Raw genomic sequence first — 12,483 nt, forward strand, 5'->3', positions numbered from 1 at the left:
CGGCGAATTCTAAATCTCATTTTCTTCCAAAAATTTAATGTCAAAATCGCCTCGGATAAACACCGGATGATCCAGCAGTTTTTGATGGAACGGGATGGTCGTATGAATACCTTCGATCGCGAATTCAGCCAGGGCACGTTTCATTTTGGCAATGGCCTCCTCGCGGGTCGGAGCCCAGACGATCAGCTTGGCGATCATGGAATCGTAGTGCGGGGAAATGGTATATCCCGGATAAGCGCCGCTATCTACGCGAACCCCAGGTCCGCCCGGCGCCAGATAAAACCCGATCTTGCCTGGAGACGGCATGAAGTTGCGGGTTGGATCCTCCGCATTGATCCGGCATTCGATCGACCAGCCGTTAATGACGACATCCTCCTGTTTGAAGGATAACGGATTGCCTTCGGCAACGGAGATCATTTCCTGGATCAAGTCGATGCCGGTAATCATTTCGGTGACCGGATGCTCTACCTGGATACGCGTATTCATCTCCATGAAATAGAACTGGCCGTCGGGGCCTAGCAGAAATTCCAGCGTCCCTGCCCCGGAATAGTTCACGGCAAGAGCTGCGCGCACAGCGGCCTCTCCCATTTCCTGACGCTTCTCGGGCGTCAGCACCGGGCACGGGGCCTCTTCCACCAGCTTCTGGCGTCTGCGCTGCACGGAGCAATCGCGTTCTCCCAAATGGACGGCATTGCCATGCTTGTCCGCAATAATTTGGATTTCAACGTGCTTCATGCCTGTTAAATATTTCTCCAAGTATACGCCGGCGTTGCCGAAGGCCTTCTGCGCTTCCTGCTGCGCCATCGTGATTTGCTGAATCAGCGACGCTTCGTCCTCAGCGAGGCGAATGCCTTTGCCGCCGCCTCCGGCTGTCGCCTTAATGATGACCGGATAACCGATATCGCGCGCGACCATAACCGCTTCATCGAGGTCTTCGACCAAGCCGTCGGAGCCAGGGATAACCGGGACGTTTGCACTCTTCATTGTTTGCTTCGCCACAGACTTGTCGCCCATTTTCGTAATGGCTTCCGGAGAAGGGCCGATAAAGGTAATATTGCAGGAATCGCATATCTCCGCGAAATCCGCATTCTCGGCCAGGAAGCCGTAGCCCGGATGAATCGCGTCGCATTCTGTCAGCGTTGCTATGCTCATCAAGTTCGTAAAATTCAAGTAGCTGTCCTTGGACAAGGTCGGTCCAATGCAATAAGCTTCATCTGCAAGCCGGACATGGAGCGAATCCTTATCCGCTTCGGAATACACGGCTACAGTAGAAATGCCGAGTTCCCGGCAAGCGCGGATAATCCGCACGGCGATTTCACCGCGGTTTGCAATCAATACTTTTTGAAATTTCACTGATTTCCCATCCTCCTTGGAAAGCTAGATAAGACCTTCAACAAGGCCTCTTTTAACCGTAGCTTATTCCGGCTTCACCAAAAAGAGAGGCTGTCCGTATTCCACGAGCTGCCCGTTCTCTACGAGAATATCGACGATCTCGCCTTTCACTTCCGCCTCCAGCTCGTTCATCAGCTTCATCGCTTCAATAATACAGACGGTCGTCTTTACGCCTACCTTGTCTCCTACGTTTACATAAGGATTTGCATCCGGGGAAGAAGCTCTATAGAATGTTCCAACCATCGGGGACACAATCTTATGTAGGTTAGCATCGTCAGCTGCGCTTTCCGCGCCCTGTGCTGCAGCCGGAACCTGAGCGTTATCCGCAGCGGCAGAGATTGCTTGTCCAGTTACTGCAGCAACTTGCGGCAGACTAGGCACTACCGCCGGTTGAACGTGTACAAGCTCGCTTTTGCCTGGCTTGCGAATACATAGCCTTGTACCTTCATTTTCGATTTCAAGCTCATGAACCGAGGTTTTATCCACCAGCTCGATCAGCTCTTTGATTTCATTCAATTTGAACATATTTTTTCTTCACTCCTTCAGCTTTTTCGCAAAGCTCGGGCCTTTTCGCATCATAACTTTATGTATTATATCACAATCGATCAAAATGGAAAGAGTCCAAGATTCCCTTGGACTCTCCAGCTCAATCGGCTAATGAATAATTTTAATGCGGGTAATCCAAGCGGGCGCACTATTGTGAAACGTACTGTACTTTGACTTTATCCTGGGATACGCCAAGCTCCTTGATCACCATATCGACGATGCTTACGGCATCTTTCACCTGAAGCTTTTCGCTGATCACAACGACCCGGTAGCTGTCATTATCTTCGGCCACGACCGCATTGGCATACTGCTGCTGAAGACGCTCCTCGATATCCATGATTTTAGCTTCCTTTTCTTCCAGTGCACTCAGCTGCTGCTGAGCCATCACGGCTTCATCCAGCGTTTTTTTGTCGTCGTTCACCGTTTGCATAAGCTGCTCCTGCTTCTTCATGTTCTGCTCGGCGCGGTCCATCTGATAAGCAGTCAAGGAATCTCTCGATAAAATCCCTTCCGACTCCAGCTTCTTGAGTACATCTTCATCTTTGGCGCTTTCGGAAGAAGTGTCCTTGTCCGCCGGCTTCGGCTGGTCGGTCTTCGCCTTGTCGGCCGCCTCGCCGTTATTTGCCTCCATGCTCTGGGAAGCATCTGTCCCCTCATGGTCCTGAGCGGCCTCGTCTTTGCCGTCAAGGGCCTCCTTCGCAGCCTCATCCCCGGCAGTAACCTCGGAGACGATAATATCGTCATCCGACAAAGCGCTGCCTTCGACGATGGCTTCGTCATCTGCCGCCTGCTCCATCATCGTAACCTGTTTGCCATCCGTAGTTTTGGGCTTATTCATTCCTGTGTCTTCAGTAAACAAATAATATGCCGAGAGAATAACCATCAAGCTGAGCATGGAGACGAGCCAAATTGTCTGTCTTTTCGATTTCATTGTTTTTCCTCCTAGAATCAAAGTTTTTTGATTTTGGTTATTTTAAATATTTTTAATATCGATGCCCTGCAGATTTACTGCGATTGTTTCCTGGGGACGACGGAAATCCGGTAGGCCGGCACATTCAGACCCTTCTCGACCGCGTCAACGATCAGATTTTTGACGGTCTTGTTTTCAGCCCCCCTGGCGACAATGAGCACACCGCGAACTTTCGGCTTGATCTTTTTGGTGATAATCGGCTTCTCGCTGCCGCCTTCTTCATTTGTGACGATCTGTCCATCGCGGGTGTACTGCGTAATATGGCGTTTTCCCCCGTCCTTGTCGTTCTCCTCGGTCAGCTGCTGCGTGTCTTTTGTATTGCGGCCAATGATCAGCTCCTCCGTGGAATCGATCGTAACGAGAACGTCAACAGCCCCGACGCCAACGATTTTCTCCAGAATCTCTTTCGTTTTATTCTCCAGCGACAGCTCGATTGCATCGAAGCTGCCTTCGCCCCCGCCTTGGTCGGGCAGCGCGGACGTCAGCATCTCCTGTCCTGCGGGAGGTTCTCTCCCCGCACCGCCTGTATCAATCTGCTTCACATTGACGAAAGAATTAAACAGCATGATCGATACGCCGATTAACCCGAGTATAATAAGCAGCCGGTATGCGTTTACCTTCTTTTTCCCTTCCAAGCCGCGCCCGATCAGCGACTCCAGCTTCTTCCACCAATTCAGCATCAACATCCCCCTCGCTACTTCTCATTTTCCGGCAGTATGACATGTACGAGCTCTTCCGGGATTCCCCAGTCACGTGACAGCAGTCCGGCAATTTGCCGGCTGAGTCCGCTCGAACCCGTTTCCTGAGCAAGGCCTTCTCTATAAAGGTCAGCCTCACGGCGATTCTCATTCCCATGATTGATCCCTTCTCCGGTTGAACCGCTTGTTAAAATATCCTTCTTGTTATTTTTTGTACCGGTATTGCTGGCTATATCGCTATCGCCGCTATCAGCTATGACGGGGGTGCTGTCCTCGTCCCCCGGCTCCTTCTTCTGGGGCTTCACCTCAATGCGCACAGGCTCCACTGGCGCAATAACAATCTGTGCGGAGTCATCCCGGATGCTGCTGGCTTGATCCTCTATGCGGGAAGCCTCCTTTTCCTGCTCCATTTCTGCTATATAAACTTCTACCGCTGAGATAGAGGGCTCCGCGTCGTTTTTGTCCGACTCCAGCCGGACTGCTACCCGCTGCACAGGCTGTCCGGTTTCCCGTTCGATTTGCTCCTTCATCCGGGCGGCCGCCTCCTCGCTAGCCCATTGCATCGCCTCCTGCTGCCTTTGCATTCTCATTTGCTCCCCCTGCCGCAATATTTCCTCTGTGCCTGCCGTTGGCAGCTCCTCATTACCGCTATTGTCCATAAAGGCCATTTCCAGCCTCCGTTCGGCATCCGGGGCGAACAGGCGCATTACTGGGGAGATCAACGTCAGCAATATGAGCAGACTAACTACAAGCTTCACGTATCTCTCCATTGAACGATTAGGAAGCAGCAGATCGATGAACGTCGCCAAAAGTACGACAAAAATAATCTCCTTCAGCCATTCCGCCAGCCAGGTCATCAAAAAATCACCACCACATCTTTTCTATCTCATCATCACCGTCACATTGCCTGCGGTTAACGTAATCGTGATGGCGAGAAAGAACATCAATCCTACTGCGGCAAGGGCAGCAAATACGTAAATCATGCTTTTGCCAATCGTCTCCAGGCAGGACACAATCGGCGTCTCGCCAAGCGGCTGCATTACCGCTGCCGACAAATTGTATATCAGCGCCAGCGTCAATATTTTTATAGCGGGAAAAGCGCATAAAAACAGCAGAATGATCACGCCAACGAGGCCGATCGAGTTTTTGACGAGCAGCGAGGCTGAAATCACAGTATCTGTAGCATCGGCAAAAACCTTGCCGACGACCGGAACGAAGTTCCCGGTTAAATACTTGGCTGCCCGCAGCGTCACGCCGTCCGCTACCGAGCCGGTAATGCCCTTCACCGAAATGACGCCTAGAAAGACGGTCAGCATAACGCCGAGCAGAGTCATACTGATCGTACGCAGCAGATTGGCGAGCTGCGTCAGCTTGTACTTCTCTGACAAGGAGCTGACAATATGAAGGACAGCGGAGAAGAACAGCAGCGGAAATACGATCGTATGCACGACCGTACCCACGGTATGCACCATAAATACGACGAGAGGATGCGTGACAGAGACGGTGACCACATTGCCCATCGAAGCAAGCAGCGTAAACAGCAGCGGCACCATGGCCATCATGAAATCAATCATGCCGCGGATGGCCTCTGTAGCATATGAGATCGCAACGTAAAAGCTGTTGATCGCCAAAATGAGAATGACCATGTAACAAATCGCGTAGGCGACTTTACTGACTTGCTTGCGTTCAAAAGCAGATTGAAAGGTTTCCAGAATCGAGCTGAATACCGACAGCAGTACGATCGTCGCCAGAATATGGCCGTTGTACAGCACCTCATGCCACATATATTTCAACAGTCCAGTGAAGCCCGCCTTGACGCTAAACGAATCCCCATTCGGATCCTGAAGCAGCATATCCATGAAAGAGGGCATTTTCTGGTCTGGAAAAAAACCGCCATATTCCTTCATCAACTGCTGCCAATAGGTTTCCACCTGATCCGTAGGCAGCTCCTCCGCCTGCTTCTTCATCCATCCGTCACCAGGTTCCGCCGCAACAAGCGTCAGGGGCCATAACAGGAAGAGACTGAGGACAAGCATAATCATCGGACGCTTGCGCCAATTGAATATCTTCTTTTTCATCATCTGTCCCCATTTCATTAAGCAGGCAGCATTCTCATGACAGTTTCGATAATGATGCTGATGATCGGAATGGCCAATACCATAATCAGTATTTTGCCGGCAAGCTCGATTTTGGACGCGATGCTCTCCTGACCGGCATCCCTTACGATCTGGGCCCCGAATTCGGCAATGTAGGCAATTCCAATGATTTTCAGGATCGTCTTGAGGTAGATCATCTGCACACCGGAGGATTCGGCCAACTGCTCCAGCACCTCGATGATTCCGCCGATTTTCCCTGCCAAATACATAAAGATCATGATGCCCGTGGCAACCGTGATAAGGAACGCAAACATCGGCTTCTGTTCCTTGATGGTGAGGATGAGTATGGTGGCGATCAATCCCAAGCCTACGATCTGGATTATTTCCACTGCCGTATCACCTACTGGAATAAAAAGATCGATTTGATTTCCTGAAAGAGATTGTCCAGCAATCGGATAACCATAAACAGCACGACGACGAACCCGATCACGGTCACCCAGTGTGCCATGTCCTCTTTGCCCATTTGCTTGAGCACCGTGTGTATCATGGCGATAATGATGCCAATGCCTGCAATCTGAAATATGGCATTCACTTCTATGTTCATTGTTCTGGCACCTCACGATCATTTTTGCAGCGACATTTCGTCGGCGATGAGAGGGTAGTCGCAATTAATAGAGCAATATGACGATAAAAGCCCCGCCAAGCAATCCCAAGCTCCTGCACATCTTTTCATAACGGGCTTGTTCTTCGCGAGCCGTCTGCTCCTCGCTCTCTAATTGGCGGACGGCTGTCGCGATATGCCCCAACTGATTCGCCCGGTCGCTTGTCCCTAAAGTGAAGCCAAGCTGATGCATAACCTCTTTCTCCGAGGCCTTCATGGCGGTATGCTTCCATCCCGTCTCGATCGCCTGATGCAGACTTTGCTGAGCCGTCCAATTCAGAGGCGGGTTCATTCTCCGGGCTGCTTCCTCAAACAGAATCTTGATCGGCTCGCTGCTTTGATCCGCCATGCGCTGCATCGCTTCGGGCAGCGGCGTGAAACCGTACATAATTTCCGTCTCCAGCCGTTTCAGCGCCAGGATGAGCCTTCTAATCTGGTTGGGACGGCTGGCATATTGCCCCGCTTTCACCAGGCCTGCCAGTGTGGCAGCAAGAAGCACTATGGCTGCGCCGAACATTTTAACCATATCGTTCCCTGCCCTTCGCGCCGAGTCCCGAATGGTCAATTCCCCTCCGCTTGCCATCCCAGAGGCGATAGGCAAGTCCGCCTTCACTGCGGCTGAGTACGGCATACATCTCGAAGAAAGGAGGGTCAGCCAGCCTGGAAAGGGCAGGCCTGAGGGATAGCTCGTTTACATCGGAGCCATGGGCGGTGGCAATCACCTTCACTCCCGCATGCAAAGCCTCGGCAAGGGCATCCGCATCCTCGGGCCGGCCGATTTCATCAACGATGATCACATCCGGGGACATGGAGCGGAGCATCATCATGATGCCTTCCGCCTTAGGACAGCCGTCCATAATGTCGGTTCTGGGACCGACGTCAAAGCTGGGCACCCCCCGCTTGCTTCCGGCGATCTCCGAACGCTCGTCGATTATGCCGACTTTGAGGCCTGGCCATTTTGCCTCCGGATGCCCCCAGGCGCCGCTGCTGATTCCCCTGGCCAGATCGCGAATCAATGTCGTCTTTCCCTGCTGAGGGGGTGACAGGATCAGCGTATGGTAGACAGTTCTGTGCTTGAAATCAAGGAGCTGGGGCAATATCCGGTCGCCGATGCCCAGCACTTCTCTCGCGATCCGCACATTGAACCCGCTGATGTCCCGTAAATGCTCAACCCTGCCCCCGCTCAACACGGTTCTGCCGGCAAGCCCGATTCTATGGCCTCCGGCAATCGTAATGAAGCCTTTGCGAAGCTCTTCCTCCATCGTGTACAGCGAATGATTCGTTATTAAATCCAGGAGCCGGTTGCCGTCCTGCTTGCCTGGCTTATAAGCGGCGGCCGGATCGCCCGTCAGCCCGCCTTCCGGGGTCAGGTAATAATGCCGTCCGGCGGCGTTCACTTCCAGGGGCCGCCCCTCGCGGATACGGATCTCTTCCAGGCCTGAGAACAATGCAGACGGCAGCTGAAGCAGCAAGGAACGGATTTGATCGGGAAATACAGATAGCCAGCTAGGGTTGCTCATCGTTTGTACCCCCAATAACTTCTGCTTGATTTGTGGAATTCTATGTCTTAGCTTGTGTCATATCTCATGTGTATGCTTGTACTTTGGCTTTATGACGGGAAATCTATCATTTTTTCAAAATGCCGATTAAGAGACACGAAATACCGCAGCATATCCAAATCAGCTTGCCCCACGACAGCTTATCCGCCATCCCGGCCAGTCCGATAGCCGTCGTTAACAGGAGCACCGTGGGCCCTACGAACGCAAGCATAGAGTTGACCGCAAGCGCTTTGTCCACGCGCCCCAGCTTCAGCATAATTAAGGCGGCAACGATTTCGATCGAGCCGGAAATCACCCGTATGGTCGCCATGCTGGTCACGAATTTGTCGAGCATAGCCGGATAACAACCTCCTTCTTGTCCATGTCTCTCTTACCATATGCCCGTTCATCTCTTTTTATTTGCAAAAAATAGAAGAAGACCTCCAAAATATATGGAGGCCTTACGGATAAGAGATGCTATTTTTTTCGCTGGAGCATCAAGGGCTCAATCTGCCAAATGCCAGTAGCGTACTGCTTAATCGTATGATCGCTGGAAAACTTGCCCGAATGGGCGATATTAAGCGCAGATTTCTTCAGCCAGTCGCGTGCATTGCGGTAAGCCAGATCGATTCGCAGATGAGCCTCCACATAGCTGGCGAAATCCTTCAATACGAAAAATTCGTCCTGATGGTGCAGCACCGATTGGTAAATGGACTCGAAATCTTGGCCTTCTGGACAAAAACGGCCCGGTTGGATCAGCTGGTCCATTACTTCTTTTACACGCAAATCTACGTCGTAAATATGCCACGGCGAGTATTCGCCGCTCTGGTTGTATTCCATAACCTGCTCTGCCCGCAAGCCGAACAGAAACATATTGTCATCGCCTAGCATTTCATGCATCTCCACGTTGGCTCCATCCAATGTTCCGACCGTCAAGGCTCCGTTCATCATAAATTTCATGTTCCCGGTTCCCGAAGCCTCTTTGCCTGCGGTCGAAATTTGTTCGCTGACATCAGCTGCCGGAATCAGCTTCTCGGCCAAGGACACCGAGTAATTCTCCAGGAAAACGACCTTCATTTTATCGCGGACCGTGCGGTCCCGGTTCACCGTGTCAGCCACCGTATTGATCAATTTAATGATGTTTTTCGCCAAATAATATCCAGGCGCAGCCTTGGCGCTGAACAGAAACGTCCGCGGGGTAATGTCGGCTGAGGGATTATCCTTCAGCTGGTTATACAGATGCATCATATGCAGCACATTGAGCAGCTGCCGCTTATAGGCATGCAGTCGTTTCGCCTGAACGTCAAAAATTGAATCGGGGTCGATGCTGATGTGAAGCTTTTCCCGCACGTATTTCGCTAATCGCAGCTTGTTTCCCCGCTTGATCTCGTGCAGATTGTCCTGAAAACCGCGATCTTCAGCATATTTGATTAGCCCGATCATTTCCCTAGGCTGCCTATACCAGCGCGAGCCGATAGCTTCGGTAATGAGCTTCGCTAATTCCGGGTTGGCGTGCATAAGCCAGCGCCGATGAGAAATCCCGTTCGTCTTGTTGTTGAACCTCTCGGGATACAGCTCGTAGAATGCTTTCATTTCGCGTTTTTTCAATATTTCAGTATGAAGGGCAGCTACGCCGTTTACACTGTAGCTGCCAGCGATGGCTAAATTGGCCATCCGGATTTGATCCCCAAACACGATGGCCAGCTGTGAAATCCGGTTCTGATCCCCCGGATAACGCTCCAGGAGCTCCGCGCAAAAGCGTTTGTTCATTTCCTCAATGATCATATAAATGCGCGGCAGCAATTGTTTTACCATGACTGCGGGCCATTTCTCCAGCGCTTCGTTTAATGTAGTATGGTTGGTGTAGGAGACCGCCCGGCGCGTAATTTGCCACGCCTGTTCCCAGGAGCAGCCCCTTTCGTCCAGCAGAATCCGCATGAGCTCCGGTATCACCAGCGTAGGATGCGTATCGTTGATATGTATCGCCGCTTTGTCCGGCAGGCATTCGATTGAAAGCTCCAGCTTGTCGAACGTCCTTAGGATGCTCTGCAGGCCTGCAGAGCATAAAAAATACTGCTGCTTCAGCCTTAGCAGCTTGCCTTCAAATTCGGAATCATCGGGATAAAGAAATTCGGATACGGACTCGACCGAGCGATAGTAGTTCAAATAATTATAGTAGCTGCCGTTATTGGGTTTAATGGGTGTTTTTGCCGGCCGGGCGCTCCAGAGGCGAAGCGTATTGACATGGCTTGAGCCGCTGCCGATGACCGGGATGTCATACGGAATGGCCCAAATGCTCTCGTAGCCTGCCAGCTCAAAATGCAGACGGCCGTCTTTCTCCATCATTTGCACCTCGCCGCCGAAGCGCACCTCCACCTTTTTGTCTTCCCGGCACACCTCCCACACATTCCCTCGCTGCAGCCAGTAGTCCGGCAGTTCTACCTGATGTCCGTCCACGATTTTTTGCTCGAATAGGCCGTATCGATACCGAATCCCGCATCCATGCCCGGGCAGCTGCTGCGCTGCCAACGAGTCGAGGAAACAAGCCGCCAGCCGCCCAAGCCCCCCATTGCCCAGCCCCGGATCGCTCTCCTCCTCCTCGGCTGAGTCCAAATCGAAGCCCAGCTCTTGGAGCCCGTCACGCACAAGCTCCAGCACACCCAGGCTCAGCAAATTGTTCCCCAGCTGCCTTCCGATTAGGAACTCCATAGAAAAGTAATACACCTGCTTGGCTTTGGCCGCTTTCAGCTTCTGGTTCGTATTCGCCCAATCCTCGCCAATTCTTTCTCGGATCATCATGCCCAAAATACGATATACATCCGCGTCGGTCGCCTGAGAGACAGGCTTCCCCAACTGCATCACCAGCTCTTTCTTAAACGCTTCCTTGAAGTTCTCTTTAGTATCGAACACGCTTATGGTCCTCCCTATTCAGCTTTTCCTTGGTAGACATGAAAAAACTATACCTTAATACCTTATGTTTAAACTTGCGGGAGCGATAAAATAACAAAAATCAATAATTTAAACCCAAAAAAAACTAAAGACCGTCTTCTCTGCAATGAATTTACTGCAGAGAAACGGTCTTCTTATTTGGTAGCTCAATATGAATCAAACCGGGTTAGCGGCGTTCCTGCGGTCCACCGACGAACACTTGGCTTTCGGTATCCAAGCCATAAGCGGTGTGCAATGCTGTGACCACCTCGTTGAGTTTTGTTCCCTCGATAACGCAGGATACTTTGATTTCCGAGGTGCTCACCATCTTGATGTTAACGTCCTGCTTGGAAATGACATCGAACATTTTCGCCGCTACGCCTGGATGGCTAACCATGCCGGCCCCAACGATCGACACTTTGACCAATCCCTCTTCCGAAGTAACCTCATCGAATGGAAGGCTGCCGCGAATTCCGTTAATGACCTGCAGCGCCTTCTCCAAATCTGTCAAAGATACGGTGAAGGAGAAATCCGCCTTGCCGTTCTGCACGCCGCTTTGTACGATGATGTCTACATCGATTTTTGCTTCTGCCAAAGAACCGAACACCTGGGCTAAAACTCCAGGAATATGGGATACTCCCAAAATGCTGATTCTTGCTACATTTTTATCGTAAGCTATTCCGCTGACTACTACGCCTTGCTCCATTTTCACTTCCTCCTTAACAACCGTACCCTCATTATGATTAAAGCTTGAACGAACGACGAGACGAACATGATTATGCTTCGCATACTCTACTGCGCGCGGGTGAAGCACGGCGGCCCCCAGGTTGGCCAGCTCAAGCATTTCGTCATAGGATATTTCCTTCAGCTTGCGGGCGTTCTTGACGATCCGCGGATCCGTAGAGTAGATTCCGTCTACGTCTGTATAAATTTCACAGTAATCGGCGGAAATGGCCGCTGCCAAGGCGACCGCCGTCGTATCCGAACCGCCGCGCCCGAACGTCGTAATTTCCCCGTCCTCGCTAATCCCCTGGAATCCTGCAACGACGACGACATTTCCTTTATCCAGCGCCGCTTGCACTCGCTGCGGCTGAATATCGGTAATACGGGCTCTAGAATGCTCTTTATCCGTACGGAAACCAGCCTGCCAGCCGGTAAATGACACAGCCTTACGGCCCAGCGCATGAATCGCGATCGATAGCAGCGAAATCGAAATCTGCTCACCGGTCGTCATCAGCATATCCATTTCACGCAAAGGCGGCTCTTTGCTGAGCTGCTTCGCCTGATCAATTAAATCATCCGTCGTATCTCCCATGGCGGACACCACCACAACGACCTGATGTCCTTCATCCTGCTTCTCGGCGATGCGCCGGGCTACGCGCTGCATCCGTTCCGTATCGCCGACAGAACTTCCCCCAAACTTCATCACAAATAAAGCCAAATCAGACCCTCCCAAAAAAGTAAACTCTCCTATCCAAAAGCACAGTACGGCTATGAATACACGATAAATCCGAATAAAATCGCTATCGCCGCAAATTCAAGCAGTAACGCTTTAAACCAGTATAATACGAAAGAGCTGAATTAATCCATTGCTTTTCGCGGCAATATGCGAAGTTTTCGTCATATTCCCCGATCCAAATGAATCCATAAAAAT

Annotated in this window: 13 protein-coding genes; all 13 read right to left on the bottom strand. The window is 51.4% G+C overall.

Features of this window, described 5'->3' with window-relative positions:
• Nucleotides 1–9 precede the first annotated feature (9 nt).
• The 13 genes from accC to GNP95_RS07325 all read right to left on the bottom strand — a co-directional run bounded on the left by accC (nucleotide 10) and on the right by GNP95_RS07325 (nucleotide 12,270).
• A complete protein-coding gene (accC, locus tag GNP95_RS07265) occupies nucleotides 10–1,353 on the bottom strand; it encodes an acetyl-CoA carboxylase biotin carboxylase subunit (RefSeq protein ID WP_283925017.1) in 1,344 nt (447 codons plus the stop codon).
• A gap of 63 nt (nucleotides 1,354–1,416) precedes the next feature.
• Nucleotides 1,417–1,917 carry an acetyl-CoA carboxylase biotin carboxyl carrier protein gene (gene accB / locus GNP95_RS07270; RefSeq protein WP_155610202.1) on the bottom strand — a complete coding sequence of 167 codons (501 nt, stop codon included), beginning with the start codon at nucleotides 1,915–1,917 and terminating at the stop codon, nucleotides 1,417–1,419.
• 169 nt (nucleotides 1,918–2,086) lie between these two features.
• Nucleotides 2,087–2,869, bottom strand: coding sequence for a SpoIIIAH-like family protein (locus GNP95_RS07275; RefSeq protein WP_155610203.1), 783 nt, complete (start codon nucleotides 2,867–2,869; stop codon nucleotides 2,087–2,089).
• Nucleotides 2,870–2,943: 74 nt separating this feature from the next.
• Nucleotides 2,944–3,588: a stage III sporulation protein AG gene (spoIIIAG, locus tag GNP95_RS07280; protein WP_155610204.1), complete on the bottom strand. Its 645-nt coding sequence runs from the start codon at nucleotides 3,586–3,588 to the stop codon at nucleotides 2,944–2,946.
• A 14-nt stretch (nucleotides 3,589–3,602) separates the two neighbouring features.
• The gene (gene spoIIIAF / locus GNP95_RS07285; RefSeq protein WP_230873743.1) at nucleotides 3,603–4,463 is read right to left on the bottom strand and encodes a stage III sporulation protein AF; all 861 of its coding nucleotides are present in this window, start codon (nucleotides 4,461–4,463) and stop codon (nucleotides 3,603–3,605) included.
• A gap of 24 nt (nucleotides 4,464–4,487) precedes the next feature.
• Nucleotides 4,488–5,648, bottom strand: coding sequence for a stage III sporulation protein AE (spoIIIAE, locus tag GNP95_RS07290; RefSeq protein ID WP_413773738.1), 1,161 nt, complete (start codon nucleotides 5,646–5,648; stop codon nucleotides 4,488–4,490).
• Nucleotides 5,649–5,701: 53 nt separating this feature from the next.
• Nucleotides 5,702–6,091: a stage III sporulation protein AD gene (spoIIIAD, locus tag GNP95_RS07295; protein ID WP_213590517.1), complete on the bottom strand. Its 390-nt coding sequence runs from the start codon at nucleotides 6,089–6,091 to the stop codon at nucleotides 5,702–5,704.
• An 11-nt stretch (nucleotides 6,092–6,102) separates the two neighbouring features.
• Complete coding sequence (spoIIIAC, locus tag GNP95_RS07300) at nucleotides 6,103–6,306, bottom strand: stage III sporulation protein AC (RefSeq protein WP_155610207.1); 204 nt, start codon at nucleotides 6,304–6,306, stop codon at nucleotides 6,103–6,105.
• Nucleotides 6,307–6,370: 64 nt separating this feature from the next.
• On the bottom strand, nucleotides 6,371–6,889 hold the full coding sequence (spoIIIAB, locus tag GNP95_RS07305; RefSeq protein WP_155610208.1) for a stage III sporulation protein SpoIIIAB: 519 nt from the start codon (nucleotides 6,887–6,889) through the stop codon (nucleotides 6,371–6,373).
• A complete protein-coding gene (spoIIIAA, locus tag GNP95_RS07310; RefSeq protein ID WP_155610209.1) occupies nucleotides 6,882–7,883 on the bottom strand; it encodes a stage III sporulation protein AA in 1,002 nt (333 codons plus the stop codon). Before spoIIIAA ends, spoIIIAB begins: the two co-directional genes overlap by 8 nt.
• Before the next feature lie 106 nt (nucleotides 7,884–7,989).
• Nucleotides 7,990–8,256, bottom strand: a complete 267-nt coding sequence (locus tag GNP95_RS07315; protein ID WP_155610210.1) for a YqhV family protein — start codon at nucleotides 8,254–8,256, stop codon at nucleotides 7,990–7,992.
• 122 nt (nucleotides 8,257–8,378) lie between these two features.
• Nucleotides 8,379–10,811: a glycogen/starch/alpha-glucan phosphorylase gene (locus tag GNP95_RS07320; RefSeq protein WP_330163303.1), complete on the bottom strand. Its 2,433-nt coding sequence runs from the start codon at nucleotides 10,809–10,811 to the stop codon at nucleotides 8,379–8,381.
• A gap of 205 nt (nucleotides 10,812–11,016) precedes the next feature.
• Nucleotides 11,017–12,270: an aspartate kinase gene (locus GNP95_RS07325; protein ID WP_155610211.1), complete on the bottom strand. Its 1,254-nt coding sequence runs from the start codon at nucleotides 12,268–12,270 to the stop codon at nucleotides 11,017–11,019.
• Between the last annotated feature and the right edge of the window lie 213 nt (nucleotides 12,271–12,483).

Source organism: Paenibacillus woosongensis, from assembly GCF_009725165.1.
In the GTDB taxonomy this organism is placed as follows: domain Bacteria; phylum Bacillota; class Bacilli; order Paenibacillales; family Paenibacillaceae; genus Fontibacillus; species Fontibacillus woosongensis.

Excerpts from the sequence above, each read along its gene's own strand:
- accB (WP_155610202.1), bottom strand. The coding sequence starts at position 1,917 with ATGTTCAAATTGAATGAAATCAAAGAGCTGATCGAGCTGGTGGATAAA.
- GNP95_RS07275 (WP_155610203.1), bottom strand. The coding sequence starts at position 2,869 with ATGAAATCGAAAAGACAGACAATTTGGCTCGTCTCCATGCTCAGCTTG.
- spoIIIAG (WP_155610204.1), bottom strand. The coding sequence starts at position 3,588 with ATGCTGAATTGGTGGAAGAAGCTGGAGTCGCTGATCGGGCGCGGCTTG.
- spoIIIAF (WP_230873743.1), bottom strand. The coding sequence starts at position 4,463 with ATGACCTGGCTGGCGGAATGGCTGAAGGAGATTATTTTTGTCGTACTT.
- spoIIIAE (WP_413773738.1), bottom strand. The coding sequence starts at position 5,648 with ATGATTATGCTTGTCCTCAGTCTCTTCCTGTTATGGCCCCTGACGCTT.
- spoIIIAC (WP_155610207.1), bottom strand. The coding sequence starts at position 6,306 with ATGAACATAGAAGTGAATGCCATATTTCAGATTGCAGGCATTGGCATC.
- spoIIIAB (WP_155610208.1), bottom strand. The coding sequence starts at position 6,889 with ATGGTTAAAATGTTCGGCGCAGCCATAGTGCTTCTTGCTGCCACACTG.
- spoIIIAA (WP_155610209.1), bottom strand. The coding sequence starts at position 7,883 with ATGAGCAACCCTAGCTGGCTATCTGTATTTCCCGATCAAATCCGTTCC.
- GNP95_RS07315 (WP_155610210.1), bottom strand. The coding sequence starts at position 8,256 with ATGCTCGACAAATTCGTGACCAGCATGGCGACCATACGGGTGATTTCC.